Origin of the sequence: Vibrio sp. SCSIO 43153, assembly GCF_023716625.1 — a bacterium.
GTDB lineage: Bacteria > Pseudomonadota > Gammaproteobacteria > Enterobacterales > Vibrionaceae > Vibrio > Vibrio rotiferianus.
In genome coordinates, this window is the sequence record NZ_CP071855.1 from 1,164,744 (window position 1) to 1,182,773 (window position 18,030).

At 47.0% G+C, this 18,030-nt stretch carries 11 protein-coding genes; 4 read left to right on the plus strand and 7 right to left on the minus strand.

Annotated elements, in window-relative coordinates:
* Both J4N37_RS05365 and J4N37_RS05370 read left to right on the plus strand, forming a co-directional pair.
* Positions 1 to 3,162: an efflux RND transporter permease subunit gene (locus tag J4N37_RS05365; RefSeq protein ID WP_252041836.1), complete on the plus strand. Its 3,162-nt coding sequence runs from the start codon at positions 1 to 3 to the stop codon at positions 3,160 to 3,162.
* A 371-nt stretch (positions 3,163 to 3,533) separates the two neighbouring features.
* Positions 3,534 to 3,986: a MarR family winged helix-turn-helix transcriptional regulator gene (locus tag J4N37_RS05370; protein ID WP_005426166.1), complete on the plus strand. Its 453-nt coding sequence runs from the start codon at positions 3,534 to 3,536 to the stop codon at positions 3,984 to 3,986.
* Positions 3,987 to 4,023: 37 nt separating this feature from the next.
* On the opposite strand, the gene J4N37_RS05375 is transcribed toward J4N37_RS05370, so the two are convergent.
* The 4 genes from J4N37_RS05375 to J4N37_RS05390 all read right to left on the minus strand — a co-directional run bounded on the left by J4N37_RS05375 (position 4,024) and on the right by J4N37_RS05390 (position 10,815).
* Entirely contained in the window at positions 4,024 to 4,980 is a 957-nt protein-coding gene (locus tag J4N37_RS05375; protein ID WP_020195677.1) for an AEC family transporter, read from the minus strand.
* Between the two features lie 179 nt (positions 4,981 to 5,159).
* A complete protein-coding gene (locus J4N37_RS05380; protein WP_252041838.1) occupies positions 5,160 to 6,776 on the minus strand; it encodes a polysaccharide lyase 6 family protein in 1,617 nt (538 codons plus the stop codon).
* Positions 6,777 to 6,834: 58 nt separating this feature from the next.
* Positions 6,835 to 8,622, minus strand: coding sequence for a sodium:solute symporter family transporter (locus tag J4N37_RS05385; RefSeq protein WP_038896378.1), 1,788 nt, complete (start codon positions 8,620 to 8,622; stop codon positions 6,835 to 6,837).
* A 414-nt stretch (positions 8,623 to 9,036) separates the two neighbouring features.
* Positions 9,037 to 10,815 carry a sodium:solute symporter family protein gene (locus J4N37_RS05390; RefSeq protein ID WP_005450862.1) on the minus strand — a complete coding sequence of 593 codons (1,779 nt, stop codon included), beginning with the start codon at positions 10,813 to 10,815 and terminating at the stop codon, positions 9,037 to 9,039.
* Between the two features lie 1,413 nt (positions 10,816 to 12,228).
* Here J4N37_RS05390 and J4N37_RS05395 point away from each other — a divergent pair.
* The gene (locus tag J4N37_RS05395) at positions 12,229 to 13,488 is read left to right on the plus strand and encodes an alginate lyase family protein (RefSeq protein WP_032802640.1); all 1,260 of its coding nucleotides are present in this window, start codon (positions 12,229 to 12,231) and stop codon (positions 13,486 to 13,488) included.
* A gap of 71 nt (positions 13,489 to 13,559) precedes the next feature.
* Positions 13,560 to 14,276: an oligogalacturonate-specific porin KdgM family protein gene (locus J4N37_RS05400; protein ID WP_020195684.1), complete on the plus strand. Its 717-nt coding sequence runs from the start codon at positions 13,560 to 13,562 to the stop codon at positions 14,274 to 14,276.
* 163 nt (positions 14,277 to 14,439) lie between these two features.
* Here J4N37_RS05400 and J4N37_RS05405 read toward each other — a convergent pair whose 3' ends face one another.
* Genes J4N37_RS05405 through J4N37_RS05415 form a run of 3 tightly spaced genes read right to left on the minus strand, consistent with a single transcriptional unit; the run spans position 14,440 to position 17,921 of the window.
* Entirely contained in the window at positions 14,440 to 15,324 is an 885-nt protein-coding gene (locus J4N37_RS05405; RefSeq protein WP_252041839.1) for a DMT family transporter, read from the minus strand.
* An 18-nt stretch (positions 15,325 to 15,342) separates the two neighbouring features.
* Positions 15,343 to 16,059: a 3'-5' exonuclease gene (locus J4N37_RS05410; protein ID WP_009705696.1), complete on the minus strand. Its 717-nt coding sequence runs from the start codon at positions 16,057 to 16,059 to the stop codon at positions 15,343 to 15,345.
* Entirely contained in the window at positions 16,059 to 17,921 is a 1,863-nt protein-coding gene (locus J4N37_RS05415) for a putative nucleotidyltransferase substrate binding domain-containing protein (protein ID WP_252041840.1), read from the minus strand. Before J4N37_RS05415 ends, J4N37_RS05410 begins: the two co-directional genes overlap by 1 nt.
* Between the last annotated feature and the right edge of the window lie 109 nt (positions 17,922 to 18,030).

Genomic DNA, 18,030 nt, shown 5'->3' on the forward strand with positions numbered 1-18,030 from the left:
ATGGCACGATTCTTTATCGATCGTCCGGTATTTGCTTGGGTTCTTGCGATTCTGACTATGTTGGCGGGCGTAATGTCCTTGTTCAACTTGCCGGTTTCTCAATACCCAACGATTTCACCGACCACGATCTCTATCAGTGCTCGTTACCCTGGTGCTTCTGCTAAAACTGTAGAAGACTCTGTGACCCAGGTTATCGAGCAAAACATGACGGGTCTGGACTATCTACGCTACCTAAACTCAAGCAGTGATGCGTTTGGTAACGCAACCATCACGCTGACGTTTGATAGCGAAGCTGATCCAGATATCGCGCAAGTTCAGGTGCAGAACAAGCTGCAATTGGCGATGACATCACTTCCGATGGAGGTACAAAGCCAAGGGATCGTTGTAAACAAATCTAACACCTCATTCTTGATGGTTGTGGCGGTTTACTCTGAAGACCCTGACTTCACGGAAAATGACATCGGTGACTTTGTTGTTACCAATATTCAAGATCCGATCAGCCGTGTAACGGGCGTAGGTCAAGTGCAAGCGTTTGGTTCTCAATACGCAATGCGTGTTTGGCTAGACCCATTCAAACTGACTCAGTTCAACCTTACTGCAATCGACGTTGCGAACGCTATTCGTGAGCAGAACGCACAGGTTTCTTCTGGTCAGTTAGGCGCAGCGCCTGCGCAGAAAGGTCAGTTGCTTAACGCGACGATCTCTTCAGCGAGCCGTCTAACCAGCGTGGCTGAATTCAGAAACATCATTCTGAAATCAGAAGCGAATGGCTCGAACGTTTATCTGAAAGACGTAGCGCGTGTTGAGCGTGGTGCAGAAAGCTACGACATCAAAGGTCAGTACAACGGCTTCCCGGCAGCAGGTCTTGGTATCTCGCTAGGTACTGGTGCGAACGCGCTAGAAACGGCAGAAGCAGTAAAAGAACGTCTTGGTCAGCTAAGTGCGACTTTCCCTGATGGCTTGAAGATCGCTTACCCGTTTGAAACAACGCCATTCGTTGATGCGTCGATCAAAGAAGTAATCAAGACACTGCTTGAAGCGATCGTATTGGTATTCTTGATCATGTACCTGTTCTTACAGAACTTCCGTGCAACGATCATCCCGACGATTGCGGTTCCGGTGGTATTGCTGGGTACGTTTGCGATCCTTTACGCGACCGGCTTTAGTGTTAACACCTTAACCATGTTTGCGATGGTTCTGGCAATCGGCTTGCTGGTGGACGATGCGATCGTAGTAGTAGAGAACGTGGAACGTGTAATGCACGAAGACGGTCTCGATCCTAAAGAAGCGACGAAGAAGTCAATGGGGCAGATCACTGGCGCACTAGTGGGTGTTGGTTTGACGCTGTCTGCGGTATTCGTACCGATGGCGTTCATGTCTGGCTCAACTGGTGTTATCTACCGTCAGTTCTCTATCACCATCGTAGCGGCTATGACGCTATCGGTATTGGTGGCGATCATTCTTACTCCTGCACTTTGTGCGAGCTTGCTGAAAAAAGGCGATGCAGAGTTTTCGGATAAGAAAGGCTTCTTCGGCTGGTTCAACCGTAAGTTTGATGCGGCAACGGCGGGTTACGAAGCGGGCGTAGCGAAAATGCTAAAACGCACTGGTCGTATGCTGTTGGTGTTCGCGGCAATGAGTGCGGGTGCAGGTTGGTTGTTCATGAACCTACCCACATCGTTCCTACCGGATGAAGACCAAGGTACGGTGTTCTCAATGGCAATTTTGCCACCGAACTCGACTCAAGAGCAGACTGAAAAGACACTAGAGAAAGTCCGTAACTACTTCCTAGAAGAAGAGAAAGACAACGTTGCGTCAGTGTTCTCGGTAGCGGGCTTCAGCTTCGCGGGGCAAGGTCAGAACATGGGTATGGCGTTTATCGGTCTGAAAGATTGGTCAGAACGTGAAGCACCGGGTTCTGATGCGGCTTCGCTGACAGGTCGTGCGATGGGTTACTTCTCAACGATTAAAGAAGCAATGGTGTTTGCGTTTGCGCCACCAGCGATTCAAGAGTTGGGTAACGCGACTGGTTTCGACTTCTACCTACAAGACTCAACCGGTAACGGTCACGAAGCGCTTGTGGCAGCTCAATACCAAATCCTAGGTATGGCAGCACAAAACCCGAAACTGGTGGGTGTGCGTCCAAACGGTCAGGCAGATGCGCCGATGTACCAAGTTCATATCGACCACGTGAAATTACGTGCGCTTGATGTGAGCATCAACGATGTAAACCAAATCCTAGCTTCGGCATGGGGTGGTGCGTACATCAACGATTACATCGACCGCGGACGTGTGAAGAAGGTAATGGTGCAAAGTGATGCTGAACACCGCATGCAGCCGAAAGACTTCGACTCATGGTATGTGCGTAACTCACAGGGCGAAATGGTGCCATTCTCGGCATTTGCAACAGGTGAGTGGACCTACGGTTCTCCGCTATTGCAACGTTTTAACGGTCTGCCTGCGATGAACATCCAAGGTGGTGCGGCTCCGGGCGTAAGTACTGGTGAAGCGATGGCAGAAATCGAAGCCATGGTAGAGAAACTGCCTCCTGGCTTTACGGTGAACTGGAACGGTATCTCTTACGAGGAACGTCTATCAGGTAACCAAGCGCCAATGCTTTACGCTCTGTCGATTCTGGTTGTCTTCCTTGTACTAGCAGCACTTTATGAGAGCTGGTCAGTACCATTCGCGGTTGTGCTTGTTGTACCTCTAGGTGTGCTAGGTGCGGTACTTGCCGTCATGACTCGCGGTATGGACAACGACGTATTCTTCCAAGTTAGTTTGTTGACCACTGTTGGTCTGGCAACGAAGAACGCGATCCTTATCGTGGAATTCGCCAAGGAATACTATGAGAAAGGCGCGGGCTTGATTGAAGCAACGTTGCACGCGGTGCGTGTCCGTCTTCGTCCGATCATCATGACCTCGCTTGCGTTTGGTCTTGGCGTAGTACCGCTAGCGATCAGTGCGGGTGTAGGCTCTGCGGGTCAGAACGCGGTAGGTACAGGTGTACTTGGCGGTATGGTCAGTGCGACCCTGCTTGGTATCTTCTTCGTGCCTGTGTTCTTCGTTGTGGTTGAGCGTTTGTTCGACCGCCGTGCAAGAAAAGAAGCACAAAAAGAGCAAGTGGAATCTACTTCACGCCCAACGGCAAGCCAAGAGTAGGACTTAGCGCCAAAGACTAAGTTATACTATTGCTAATAAGTACATGAAAAGGGCGCTTCGGCGTCCTTTATTTTTGGATTCAATTGGACAGTTTGCGTTTGAGGTTTAATTTTTACGTCATCCTGAACAGCGAGGGACGAGCGTGATTCAGAATCTGCTCACCGAGTGCTATGACTTGATGTGAAATATTGAGTGAGAGCGTGTGGCAATTAGATTCCTGATCTCGCCTAGGCTCGTCGGAATGACGGGGTGTCGCTCTCTCGGTTATGCTTCTCGTCATTCCCGAAAGCGACGAAGGAGCGTAGTCGGGAATCTCTTGTAAACGCAGTACTATCCAAATGAAAACAAAGCCGAAAGTAGAATAGGCAAGAATGAAAGATCAGAAGATTTCTCCGATATCCGTGTTGGATCAAAGCCCGATGTTTGTGTGCAGCGTGATGAACCGAACCTTCCGTAATCGTGCCCAAGCAGAGCTATCGCGTCAGGACTTGATGACGTTGGAAATGGCGAGTGCCTTGGCAGCGTTAGAAGAGTTTCAACCAATGAGTCAGCAAGAGTTGGCGGATGCGGTTCTAACGGAGCGAAGCGTCGCAAAACGCATGGTGGATAACTTAGAGAAGCGCGGCTTTGTTCAAGTATCTAAGTGCGAGACCAATCAAAGACTGAAGATTCTGACGCTCACCAAAGAAGGGGTAGAAGCGGTACGCAAAGTGCACCGTATCATGACTAACCTCAAGCAAGATTTTTTCTCTTGTCTGACGGAAGAGGAATCCGACGAATTCTTCCGTTTGGTCCGTAAAATGACCTTAGCCAATCATCCCTAGACATTTATCGAGTATATGTGTTCGTGAGGCTTTGTTGTTAGATTAAGCCATACGCTTTCAGGATCACAATCCCCACGGTACAAGTCACTGTTGAAAGCACTGTTGTCAAAGCAATGATGTTTGCTGCTAACACGGAGTTTCCTCCCATCGAGCGGGCCATCACATAGCTTGCTGCCGCCACAGGAGAGGCGTTCATAAAGAACAGAATGCCAAGCTCAATCCCTCTAAAGCCAACTAAATACGCACCTGTGGTAATCACGATAGGGGCAACGATCAGTTTGTAGCTGCTAGCAAACCAAGATGGTCCTTTCTCTTTCTTCATCAAACTTAAATCGAGTGAGCCTCCGGTACACAAAAGGGCGAGGGGAAGTGTCATTTTCGATAGATAGTTGCCAGCATCAATCGCCACATCCGGAACCGGAATCGACAGAAGGTAGAACACCATGCCAGAGACAATTGCGATGATCAGTGGGTTGCGCGTTAAGGTTCTCACCATCATTTTGGCGGCTTGAGATCCAGACGTTGCCCCTTTTGGAGACAAACAAATCACCGCTTGCACGTTATAGATAAAGGTGGTCACCGCAACATAAAGGGCGGCCAGAGCGACACCTTGTGAACCATAAGCATTCGCCACATACGCAATGCCGATGATGCCCGTATTGGCACGAAAGCCACCTTGGATTAAAACGCCTTGGTCGGGTGAAGATTTGAAGAACAGTTTGACGGAAATAAAAGTGAAGATGAAAAACGCGATGCTGGCAACAATGCCGTAATTGACGAAGCCGCTAGCCGCAGAGAAATCATGCTCGGAGACGACGATACTCAAGAACAACATCGCAGGTAGCGTGACCTGAAACACCAGTTTAGAACCGACTTCGATAAAGTTGTCGTTGATAAGCCCAATGCGTTTGAAGATAACACCCAGCACCAACATTAAGCAGATGGGGCCAGTGATCGACAACGAGAATTGCAACTGATGTAAAACAGCATCCATGAGTGTATCCGCAGCAAAAGAAAAGAGTTTTATAATTGTCATACAATTAAACCACAACTCAATCTTGGGAGACAGTAGGGTGGTGAAATTTTCTTCAGTTATTGTGGGGTTACTGGTGAAAGGAGAGGAAAACCAGTCTGGCTTGTATCACCAGACTGGAAGCAAACTCTAAAGCAGAATTACTTTTGAGCGTTTGAAAGGAGGTAATCAGGCCCTGCTGTTTCCGCCGTTACTACAGACAGCTTGCTCGTATCTGCACCAACGCCTTGGTATTGAGTAAAGCCTTTCACTCGTTCGCTTTTTGGTAGCTCTACTGAGTAAGAAGCGATTTGTTCTGCGTTAGTCACTGTGCCGATGTAAACTTCGTTGTTGTAGGTAGGATTCACCAGCGGCAACTCTTCTGTCGCGCGTACGCTGACGAATTGCTCTTGCTGGTGGTTATCAACCACGTTGCTGTCGAAGTGAACGTCCACGCCAGCGAAAATGTTCTTCACTTCACTGTTGTTGAACAGGCTCACACGGTGCGTTTGGTTGCCGTAGACAATGCCCCATTCCGTATCCACAAGGGTGTTGTTACGAATGGTGATGTTCTTTGGTGTCCATTGCTTGTTGAGCTCTTTGCCTTTCACTGCTTGGTCGAGCTTCTCACCGTTTTCTACATCAATGATGCCGGTATTGATCACGATGCCGCCGCGTAGATCCGCATTGCCTTCAATCTTGCCATCACGACCGCGTGTGCCAGTGATGTAGTTGTTCTCAATCACGTGGTCTTCATCGTAAATACGCATACCGCCAGTCAGCAGTTTTTCATTACCTAGAATCACGTTGTCTTTCACCACGTTCGCTTTACCGTGACGAAGAGAAATCAGAGAGGCACTTTCAAAGATGGTGTTGCCAGAGATTTCATTGCCGCCTGACTTAATCGAAATCAGCTCACGCTCACCATCCATATCGATCATCAGGTTGTTGGTGAACTTAGAGTTTGATGCCCATTGAGAAGATTTAGAGTCACCAATTCGAATCGCTTCCCAGCTGTTGCCGTTGTAGCGAATCGCTTCTTTGATGTCGAACTCATTGAACTGGTTTGGTTTTTGGTCCAAGAAAATGTTGTTAGCAATAAGGTGGTTATCTGGTGTGTCGTCTTTTTGTACGCCAATTAACGTGCCGCGTTTTTGCTTACCTTCAAAACGGTTATTGATCACCTTGCCATCTTTACCCCAAAGTGAAACCCACAAGTATTTCGGGTATTCAGAGCGACGTTCGTCCGGTTGGTATTCGTAAGCGTGGTTGAAGTAGTAGAACGTAGAGTTTTGCAAAGTGTTGTTGTTACCCATCATACGCACGCCGCCGAAACGTTCAGCAGGGCCGCCTTCGGTAAATACCAAACCGTCGACAGTGATGTTGTTACCTTCAAGGCGAAGCTGAGCCAAACCCGTTAGCCAAACACTGCCAGGTTGCTCCGCCTTGATGGTAATGTCGTTAGATTTCACCGTGACGATATCAAGATCCGCGTATTTACCCGCAGGAATCGTAATTGTTGTACCGTCTTCGGCATTCTCCATTTGTTGTTTCAATGCTTGCACAGCGTCTGCTGATTGCGCTTCAAGTGCGCTGCCATCCACTGTGTTTAAGCGATCCGTAGCAAGCAAGTAATCGCGAGTGATGTCATTCACTGCGGTTTCAACAACAGCTGGAGCCACAGCTTCCGGCGTTTGAGAAGGTGAAGTGTTACAACCTACCAGGGTTAGGGCAGAAATGGACGCGGCAACCACGCCAGCAAGCATTGTTTTTTTCATAATGTATCTCTTTGTAGAAGCACAAAAAGCGGTTGAATACTCAACCGCTTGTTTCTCGTTATGAGTTCTCCGTTATCGGAGCCCCCTCAGAAGCGCGCTCTGCGTTGCCATCGACTGCTCTCATCAGCGCCACGCCGACGCCAAGAACAATCACACCACAGAACACGAAAATCATGCGTCCCCAGAATGGGTTAGGCAGTAAGAACATCGCCATCACACCCACACCAGACACGGCAATCAACGAACCCAACATTTGGCGTTGTTTGTTATCCAGTTTTTTCTGTTCCGTTGAGTCAGAAACCAACGGTGTTGCTAAGTTATTGAAGAAGCGGTCAACGTCTTGTTGGCGTTTCTCTTCAAGCGGTTTGTAGAACAGTGTCGACAGAGCAAAGAAGCCTGCGGTAAACACCAAGTGACCAATCAAACCAACCGCAACTTTTAGATCTGACCATTCACGACCTGTTAGAGGCTGAAGATCAAACCAGTTTTGAATCATTTCCGGTGTGATGACAAAACCAACCGTGTAAGACACGATGCCACCTACCACCAATGTGCCCCAGCCAGCCCAGTCCGGTGTTCTCTTGATGAAGAAGCCACAGAACGCAGGAATCGTCATTGGGAAGCCAATCAACGCGCCAACGTACATCATGGTGTCGAACAGGCTCAGACCTTTTAGCGAGTTGATGAACAGAGCAATCAAGATGATCGCGATGCCGAAGAAGGTAGAGGTGATTTTCGATACGATCATCAGCTCTTTTTCTGTCGCGTTCGGGCGCAGAATCGGCAAGTAGAAGTTCATCACGAAGATGCCTGAGTTACGGTTCAAACCCGAGTCCATTGACGACATCGTCGCTGCAAACATCGCTGAAATCAGCAGACCAACCATGCCCGCTGGCATGTATTGCTCAACAAAGTACAAGTAAGCAAAATCACCCGCTTTTGAGCCTGCCTCTGGGTAGTGCGCTGATAGATCAACACCTTGGCTTGCAATGAACCAAGAAGGGGTAAACCAAATCAATACGCCCACTGTCATTAGTACACACGCAAGCAGTGCAGCTTTCTTCGCGTTCTTAGAGTCTTTTGCCGCTAGGTAACGGTGACAGTTCAACATGTTGTTGTTGATAGAGAACTGCTTTAAGAAAATGAACACTGCCCAGATACCAAAAATACTGAGGTAGTTCAGGTTGTTACCTGTTACGAAAGACCCGTTTTCTTGAACAGGGAAGTTCGCAATGATTTCTGTAATACCGCCGCCTTTTACTACTGCAACCACAGCACATGTCACTGTTACTGCCATGATGATGACCATCTGCATAAAGTCAGATGCGATAACCGCCCAAGAGCCGCCCGTTACGGACATCATCAGCACCACTAAACCCGTGATCCAAATGGTGGTTGTCATATCGAAGCCGAAAATGCCCGATGCGATGATCGCCAAACCATTCAACCAGATACCCGCAGAAATCACGCTGCTTGGCATGCCAGACCAAGTGAACACTTGCTCGTTAAAGCGACCAAAGCGCATGCGAATCGCATCAATCGGCGTGATAACGCGCAGCTGGCGGAATTTCGGTGCGAAGTACAGGTAGTTCATCAAGTAACCGAACGCATTCGCTAAGAAGATAGTCGCTACAGCGAAGCCATCGGTGTACGCTTTACCGGCCGCACCAGTAAATGTCCAAGCACTGAACTGGGTCATAAACGCCGTTGCGCCTACCATCCACCACAGCATGTTGCCGCCCCCGCGGAAGTAGTCACTGGTGGTGCTTGTAAATGTTCTAAACATCCAGCCTATCGCAATGAGGAATAGGAAATAGATGCCAACAATCAGGGTATTGAGTTCCATTTTTCGACCTTCTCATAGTCATTGATTTCTGCCAGATATATTATCCGTTCGATCATTTATTTGTACTACAATAATTCAATTGTGTGATGAGGTGATTAATACTGGAAATCTGCTTGACCCAGTACATTCTTCTGCTTCTATCTACACGAACTGATGGTTGTGAACTTAAAATCGATTATTCAATAACTTATGATGAGTTTTGTCAGTATGAAATCCCGTTAATTACATTCGCTTATCGTTTCAACAAGAAACTTTGGTTATACATTTCGCTTATTTTGTATGATTATTTCTTTGTTAAATTCGCTGGTTATTTAATGTCTCAACCGCAACGGACTTAACAAAAAAGTAAACAAATAGACCTGAGTGATAAGGGAAAAATGAAGCGGCTGAGCTCAACCGCTTCATAGGGGAGATTTAGCTTTCTGTAACCGTTTCTGAAGCTTGCTCTACTTTGTCGTCAACCGCTTTTACAAGCAGTAGACCAACAGCAAGAACAATCACACCACAGAAGACGAAGATTAGGCGTCCCCACATTGGGTTAGGCAGAACGAACATGGTCATCACGCCAACACCTGCGACCGCAATCAGTGAGCCAAGCATGCGGCGTTGTTTGTTATCCAGTTTCTTCTGTTCTGTAGACTCAGATACAAGTGGTGTCGCTAGGTTTTCGAAGAATTTGTCTACGTTCTTTTGACGTTCTTCTGAAAGCGGCTTGTAGAACAATGTCGACATCATGAAGAAGCCAGCGGTGAAGACTAGGTGAGCGATCAGACCGATAGCAACTTTCAAGTCAGACCATTCGCGACCTGTTAACGGCTCTAGGTTAAACCAGTTTTGAACCATGTCTGCTGTGATGACGAAGCCAACAAAGTAAGAAACGATACCACCCATGACTAGCGTGCCCCAGCCAGCCCAGTCTGGCGTTTTCTTAATAAAGAAGCCGCAGAACGCAGGGATGGTCATTGGGAAGCCGATTAACGCGCCCACATACATCATGGTGTCGAACAGGCTTAGCCCCTTCAGTGAGTTGATGAACAGAGCAACCAAGATGATGGCAACACCAAAGAACGTCGAGGTCAGCTTAGATACCACCACAAGCTCTTTTTCTGTTGCTTGAGGGCGAAGGATTGGCTCGTAGAAGTTCTTAACGAAAATGCCGGAGTTGCGGTTTAGACCAGAGTCCATAGAAGACATGGTCGCTGCGAACATGGCGGCAATCAGTAGACCCACCATACCTGCTGGCATGTACTCTTGTACGAAGTAAAGGTACGCGAAGTCACCAGCTTTAGAACCTGCATCTGGGTATTGTGCTGCTAGGTCAATACCTTGACCTGCAATGAACCAAGAAGGCATGAACCAAATGAGTGGACCCATTGTCATTAATAAACAAGCCAATAGAGCTGCTTTTTTCGCGTTCTTAGAGTCTTTTGCTGCAAGGTAGCGGTAAGAGTTCAGCATGTTGTTGGTGATACTGAACTGCTTAAAGAAGATAAAGAATGCCCAAATACCGAAGATGCTTAGGTAATTCAGGTTGTTACCTGAAACAAATGATGCGCCTTCTTCTACAGGGAAATTATTGATGATCTCTGTAACGCCACCGCCTTGAACGATAGCCACAACCGCACAGGTTACCGTTACTGCCATAATGATGACCATCTGCATGAAGTCAGAAGCGATAACCGCCCAAGAGCCGCCCGTTACCGACATTACAAGTACAACAAGACCTGTCACTATGATTGTGGTGGTCATATCGAAGCCGAATATGCCCGATGCGATGATTGCCAGACCATTCAACCAGATACCTGCTGAGATTACGCTGTTTGGCATGCCAGACCAAGTAAACACTTGCTCGTTGAACTTGCCGAAGCGCATACGAATTGCCTCTATAACCGTCACGACGCGTAGCTGACGGAACTTAGGCGCGAAGTAGAGGTAGTTCATTAGGTAACCGAATGCGTTAGCTAAGAAGATGACGGCCACCGCAAAGCCATCAGCATAGGCTTTACCAGCTGCACCAGTAAACGTCCATGCACTGAACTGCGTCATAAATGCGGTTGCACCTACCATCCACCAAAGCATGCTGCCGCCGCCTCGGAAGTAGTCACTGGTGGTACTGGTAAATGTTCTGAACATCCAACCTATTGCAATTAAGAATAGAAAGTAGATGCCTACAATAAGGGTATTGAGTTCCATCTTTAGACCTTTTGATAGTTATTTAATGTCTTGAGGCAATACTAACTATCAGCTTGCTTATTTGTAGTACAATAACTCAAAAGCGTGACGAATGATCCGGATTGAGTTATTTAAATAATCATACAAGTGATCGTGATCGAATATTGACATTGCACTCAAAAAGGGAAGGGTGCACCAAGTCAACATCACGACAATTTATCAATGGCTTTGGCATGCACTCGATTGGTTCAATAGCGTTTATAGCCTTAGTTAATAAGGGTTATAACGGCGTAAGAAGGTGTGAAGTATTGTCAGATTTGTATGACTATTTCAGATAAAAAAACGCCCACGACATGCCTGTAATGCGTGGGCGAAAAACGGTATTGATACCGTCTGAGCCAAGGGCTCTGTTGGATTGCAATAGAACAGTGAAACGAGGTTCTGGATGTAGCTGAAAGATACTCGAGGGGTATATCTCTCATCGCTGCTAAGCACGTTACGCTGTAAGATCTTCGACAATCATTGCAAAGTTCAACAAAGCTAGGCTCTGTAAAGTGTTGTTATGATATGGGAGCAACTATACCAATCGACACAAGTCATCATCCTCGTCTGATCGATCTCGGCGCTTTACTTATGCCGATTGGTATTAAACATTTCCCACTTAAGTAACTACTCCTAAAGACTCAATTAGTCATAACCAATTAAGCGTTTTCCTTGGCTTGCTACCTATTGATAGCGAAACCAGGCTGTTGATTTGTCTCTATAAGTGTCTGTTACAAAAGAAAAACCGCTACAGCCATTTAAGCCCAATGAGAACCACAACCGTTGGAAGTAACAATAAGCTGCTTAGAACCATCAAGACTTGAGCAACAGCGAGTAGGGATGACAAAACAGTATTCTTCAATGTTGAAAGTTTCACTGGTCGCATCCATCTTGTTCGCTGTACTTTGCTTCTATTCGCTATTTCTTCTACTTACTTAATTCTTCTACCCACTTATGTCTCAGCCTGACATAAGTGACCTCTGCTTATATAGCCTCGGCCTTTCTCATTTCATCTCTATAACCAAGCGATGCTTAACCTGTTATTGGACTCTATATAGAAAAGGACAGAGCGAAAAAGTGTGCGTCAATAGCAATTTGATGTTCTGTGTCTCAAAAACTTGAAATGATTATATTGTATGACAAATAAAAATGAACTCATTTGGTGCAAAAATATGCGGTAGAGCACATTTTTAGCCTAAATATTAAGACAATTAATGAGCTGTAAATATCAGTAATATATTTAATATCAATAAGTTAATGTCAACTTTAGTGGTTGTAACAAAGTTTGATAGCGTGGATAAATCATACAATTAGATCTAATTCACAGAACGCTCAACATCGGCTGGGTACTATATTTGTAGTATTTTAACTCAAGATATAAGGCCGATAATAATGAAACCCCTACGACCTCTACATCTAGCAACCTGCCTCAGCGCCATTCTTTTCAGTGCTAACACTCTTGCTGCAGACTTTGTGTTCCTTGATGAAGCAACGCTTGAACAAAACCGCGCTGTTTTACAGTCAGATAAAGCGAGCGATTCAATGAAAGACGCGTACGACCGTCTAATTGAAGAAGCAGAACTGGCGATGAAAGATGGCCCGTTTACGGTAACGGCGAAAGGTATGACGCCACCAAGCGGTAGTAAAAACGATTACATGAGCATCAGCCCGTACTGGTGGCCAGATGAATCGAAAGAAGATGGCCTTCCTTGGGTTCGTCACGATGGCAAAACCAACCCTGCATCGAAAACAGCTGAAACAGATTCTAAACGTATTGGTCACTTCACTCGTTCTGTTCGCGCATTGGCATTGGCTTATTACTTCAGCCAAGACGAGAAATACGCAAAACAAGGTATTGAATACGTTCGTACTTGGTTCATGAATGATGAAACTAAGATGAACCCGAACGTGAACTACGGTCAGGGTGTACCTGGTCGTGCAGAAGGTCGTCGTGGCGGCATTATTGATACGCGTACTCTGGCCGATCGCATGCTGGACTCAATCGCCATTCTCTCGCTTTCTCCTGCTTGGACGGATAAAGACGAACAGCAAATCACGCAATGGTACGGCGAATACCTAGATTGGTTGATTGTTGACGACCTATCAGGTGGCCCGAAAGGCGAAGCTGCTGCGGCAAACAACCACGGCACTTGGTATGACTTCCAAGTCGCCAGTATTGCTTATTTCTTAGGTAATGAGCCTCTCGCAAAACAGATGGTTCAAAAAGGCAAGATGCGTGTAGACACTCAGTTCGAAAAAGACGGCTCTCAACCCCATGAAATCGAACGTACTCGTGCATACCACTACCACTACTTCAGCTTAGATCCATTGGTCGGCATCGCTCAAATCGGTGACAAAGTGGGCATCGACCTATGGCACTACCAAAACAAGAAAGGTGGCTCATTAGCGCAAGGTATTCAGCTAATGGCGACTTATCAAGATCCTGCGTCTGACTGGCCATACACCGCGAAAGACAATCCACGTCGCGTAGAGCGCATGACACCGATTTACCTAAAAGCAGGTGTGGCGATGGAGAAACCTGAGTGGGTGAAACTGGCAACCGAAACTGACTTTAGCCGCTTCACAGTGAAGAAGAACTTGGCAGAAGTTTGGGCTCAGCGCGATATCGAATTGCTTTACCCAAAACAATAAAACCCTAAAAAGGGCGGCGTGTATGCGCGTCGCCACTTTGAAATACAATTTATTTACAGTGGAACATTACTATGACTTCTAAAAAACAAATTGCTTTAGCGATCGCGACAACCCTTTTTGCAGGTAGCATTTCAGCCGCGTCTCTAGACTTCCGTGAAGAATACAAACACGATTCAGAGCAGTGGGCAGGTCGAATCAAAATTGGTGGCAGCACAGGTAACCATTACTACGGCGTTGAGATGAAGCACACTGGTAACTTGAGCGAGCTTCAGCGTGGTGATAGCGAATTCGAATACGGCTACCACTTCAAATTTGATAACAACTGGCGTGTAACCACATCGATGCCAATTACCTTTGGTGACGAAGCCGTAACGTACAAACCTCAGGTTCGTGTTCAATACAAATTCGATTCTGGTATCACAACTAAGCTTCGCTACCGTCACGAGTTCCGCAACTACGCATCTGGTAAAACATCAACAGGTCTAGACGGCAAACAACACGACTCACTGAACGCGAGTAAAATCACGGGTAACATCGATTACAACTGGAACGCTTGGCAGTTTGGTTTTGAAGCAAACTACAAAGAAGACTTCTTCAGCGATGAGTGGAAGCTAGGTAACCGCGATGGCAAGTACGAATGGGACTACAACTTTAAACTAGGCTACAAAGAGAAAGGTTGGGATTGGCGTCCATACGTAGAATTCGGTAACGTTCAATGTAACAGCTCTTGCGATGACAGCTCATCACGTCAGCTACGTAGCCGTGTTGGTGTGACGTACAGCTTCTAACCCAAGCCACAAATAAATTAAGATTCTTTCCAATAGCCCGCCCCCGAAGCGGGCTATTTTTGTATGGTTTTTCCAAGATTTCAGTACAAGAGCATATCAACATGAACCTAAAAACGTCCGCATGATCGATGTTTAGTCCACTTCGGTTGGTAACTTTTCTTATTTACTGCGTTTCTTGAACGGTTTGGGGTTGTCGTTTGTTACCCAACAAACGCTGCCAATTGAGGGGCATCATCGGCAGCACAATCAGGATGATCCCGAGCGCGGTAAACAAGTCAGGTATTTCATCAAACCACATCACGCCGAACAATGTCACAAATGCCAGTCCAGAATATTCAGCCAGTGCAATCTGGCTCGCAGGTGCACGCTTAAACGCTTTGACCACCAAGGCGTGGTAAGCAAGTACAAACAAGTTAATCGCCACAATCCACATCAGGTGTTGCCAAGTAATGGCTTGCCATTGAGGGTAGGCAAACAATAAAGCTACTGGTAATGTCATTAACGTTGTCCAAAATAAGGTGCACACCAAAGGCTGCTCTTGTGGCATACGACGAATAAGGATGTTGCCCACACCGATAGCAAGCGCACTGCCGAGCGCAATGATTGCAGCCCAATGGAAATGTTCGGGACGAAGCACAATTAAGACGCCACCAAAACCAATCAAAGTACCGAAAATCTTGCCTTTGGAGGGTTTTTCTTTAAGGAAGATAACCGAGAGTGGCAGTACCAATAATGGGCCGACATAGAAAATCGCATTCGCTGTCGCCAATGGCAGATGCGTGATTGCTACCATAGCGCTGGCACTGCCTATCAGAATCAATTGCGCGCGCCAGAAGGTGATCCAATCGCATCCCATTTGACGTTCTCGTTTATCCAAACGAAGCCAAAGAGGTAAGAGCAACACCAGACTGATTAATTGACGAATAAAGACGTATTGAAAAGTGGGCACTTCGCCATTAAGCATTTTGAGGGAAACGTCGGAAAGAGACGCAACCAAGTTCGCCGCCACCAAAAGGAAGATGGCGCTAGAGACATCAGATTTTTTCATATTGGAATGGTTAGAGAGTTAGAGACTCAATCGATAAAGGGTACCGATGGTGGTTTTTCCTTGAGGAGTAATGCGAGTTTTTTGTGCTAACAACAGCTCTGCCGTCGCGACTGCATCCGCTAACGCATTGTGTCCATTGTACTCAGGCAAGCCATAGCGAGCGCGGGTGCCAGAGAGAGTGACATCAATTTCGTCACGAGGATTAATCGCTTTCTGTAGATGCTTTTCAATGCACATAGTGTCGAGCCAAACCAAAGGCGGTTCGCTGAGTTTAAACACACGATGTAGATATTGATTGATGAACTGGGTTTCGACCACACACGCGTGAGCAACCAAGATCTTGCCTTTGGCGGCGTGGAAAAACGCACGCATGGCATCATGGATAGAAACGCCTTCGGACAGCATTTGCGGCGTAATATGGTTGATCACCGCGGTTTCTGGCTTGATTTGCGAATCGCTATTGATGTACATGTGCTGGCTGGTGGCCAGATCCACTTTGCCATTCGCAATGTCTACCCAACCGATCGACAAAATCAGATCTTCTTCGCTGTCTAAGCCGGTCGTTTCCAAATCCAGCACAATGTAATTGGCGTCTTGTGCGAATTGCGCCGCTTCCAGACGTGGTGTTTGAACCAGCGCTTTGATGTGCTCTGGCATGGTTGTCTGTTTCACGTATTGCTCGCGCTTTCGATTCAGACGCGAGCAAGGATGAAAGTGTTCTAGGATTCGCTTCATTAACGGCTCCCAAAGCGCACTTTCGCCGCTTCCTGCAAATCAGCAATAATACGGAAGGCGTCTTTCAGGTGCTGGCGTTCAAAGCTACCGAACGTATTTGGATCGATGTGGTTATTTGGCTCTTCACCGCGTTTCAGTGCTTCTAACTGATGACCAAAACGGAACGACAAGATGAACTGGTAGGCGTTAAGGATGTTCTTGTAAGCATCTTCACTCAATACGCCCGCTTCATTCGCGGCCTTGAAACGCTCGTCGGTTGCCGTTAAATCACACTCAACCGCCAAACCATAAATACGCGCCAAATCGATGATCAGATTGATGGCGTACTTCTTCACATCGAGCGTCTTCTTGTTCTCACCCGACTTCTCCAAAACCAAACTGTTGAAGATGCCCAAGGGTGGGTTGGTGTTCACCGCATCGTTCACAAGCATGGAGAGGAACTCGCGATTGCTGCGAATGTTGGTATGCAGTTCATCTCGCAAGATGCTCTCATAATCTTTATTGCCGTAAAGGGTACGAATTTCCAAGAACACGCTGATGTTTAGCAAGCGCTCGTATTCTGGGTTGGCAACCCATTTTTTGTAGTACTTCTTCCAGACGCTCAGAGGTTGGCACCACTTTGGCGTTGCGGCCATAAATTTGCCTGGACACAAAGGGTAATCACAGCTTGCAAGGCCGTTACTGACGATCATAGCAAGATGCTTGAAGTAAATTCGGTCGTTCTCTGTCGCGTGGTCAGCAAGGACGATCGCGCTGTCTTGATCCGACAACATGTGGACTTCGTTACGAGCGTGAGAGCCTGCCACGATCCATGAGAACTTACATGGCGGTGGACCAAGTTTATCAATCGCGATTTGAATCAAGCGACGCGTGTAGGCATCCATGATCATCGTCATCACTTTACCGATGACTTCCGGTGAAACGTGCCCATCAACTAGCGCTTCAAAGATCGCTTGGCGCTCTGGGGTAAAGCTCGACAGGGATTTCACGCTGCCTGCGTATTTGATTTTCTCGATCAAGAAGATGGCTTGCACACGGTGGTTTTGCACAAGGTGTGTCGTAGTAAGCACGCCGACGACCTTGTTGTTTTCTACTAATGGCAGGTTGCGAATATTGTGCTGCATCATCATCGATGCGGCATGCAGGACGAGATCATCCGGTTTGATGGTTTGCGGATCGTGCGTCATCACTTCAGAAATAGGGCGGTCAGTACTTACCCCTTGTGCGATAACGCGCTTGGTCATATCGCGGTCGGTAATCAAGCCTACGATTTTGTCGTTCTCGTAAACCACGGCGCAAGGCGAGCATTTTGTTAGCATCTCGTTTGCAACGGTTTGAATCGACTGGTCGGCAGTCACCACAGCAACGCGACCGCTGGCGACCTCGCCAACGCGGCGAATGAACAAGCCTTTCTCTTTGTTTGACCACACCACATCCAGCGCAGATTTCAAACGAACTTGTGCCTGAGAAGCAAAGTGCTCTGCACATTCAGGGTGGGTTTTGAACAGTTTTTTAAGCGCCGAGTTGGGAATCACGTAAACCAGTGAGTTCTCAATCGCGATGGCACGGTAGCCTTTCGTGCTGTCGATTTGTCTGCCGAGAAAGGTAAAACCGAAGATGTCTTCTGGCCCCAGTTTCGCACGTAGCACACCATCGGACTTTCTTTGCTCCATAGAGCCTGTACGTATGATGTAGAGTGACTTTTCTTGGCCTGTTGCGCATTGGTCAATGACTTCACCTTTGCCAAGGTAGGTAATCTGCACGTGCGATGCGAGTTCACGCAAGGCAGGTTTTGGGATCTTGTCGAATGGGTCGATTTGCCCAATAAATTGCAGGATGTTTGGCAGCAAAGATTCAGTCATAGCACAGCACTTTAATAAAATTAATTTGTATTATTATATATCTAAATTAAATCAAAGTATCACTGAATAAGAAGTTTTTTGTGAGGATAGAGAGGATTCTGGCTGAAGC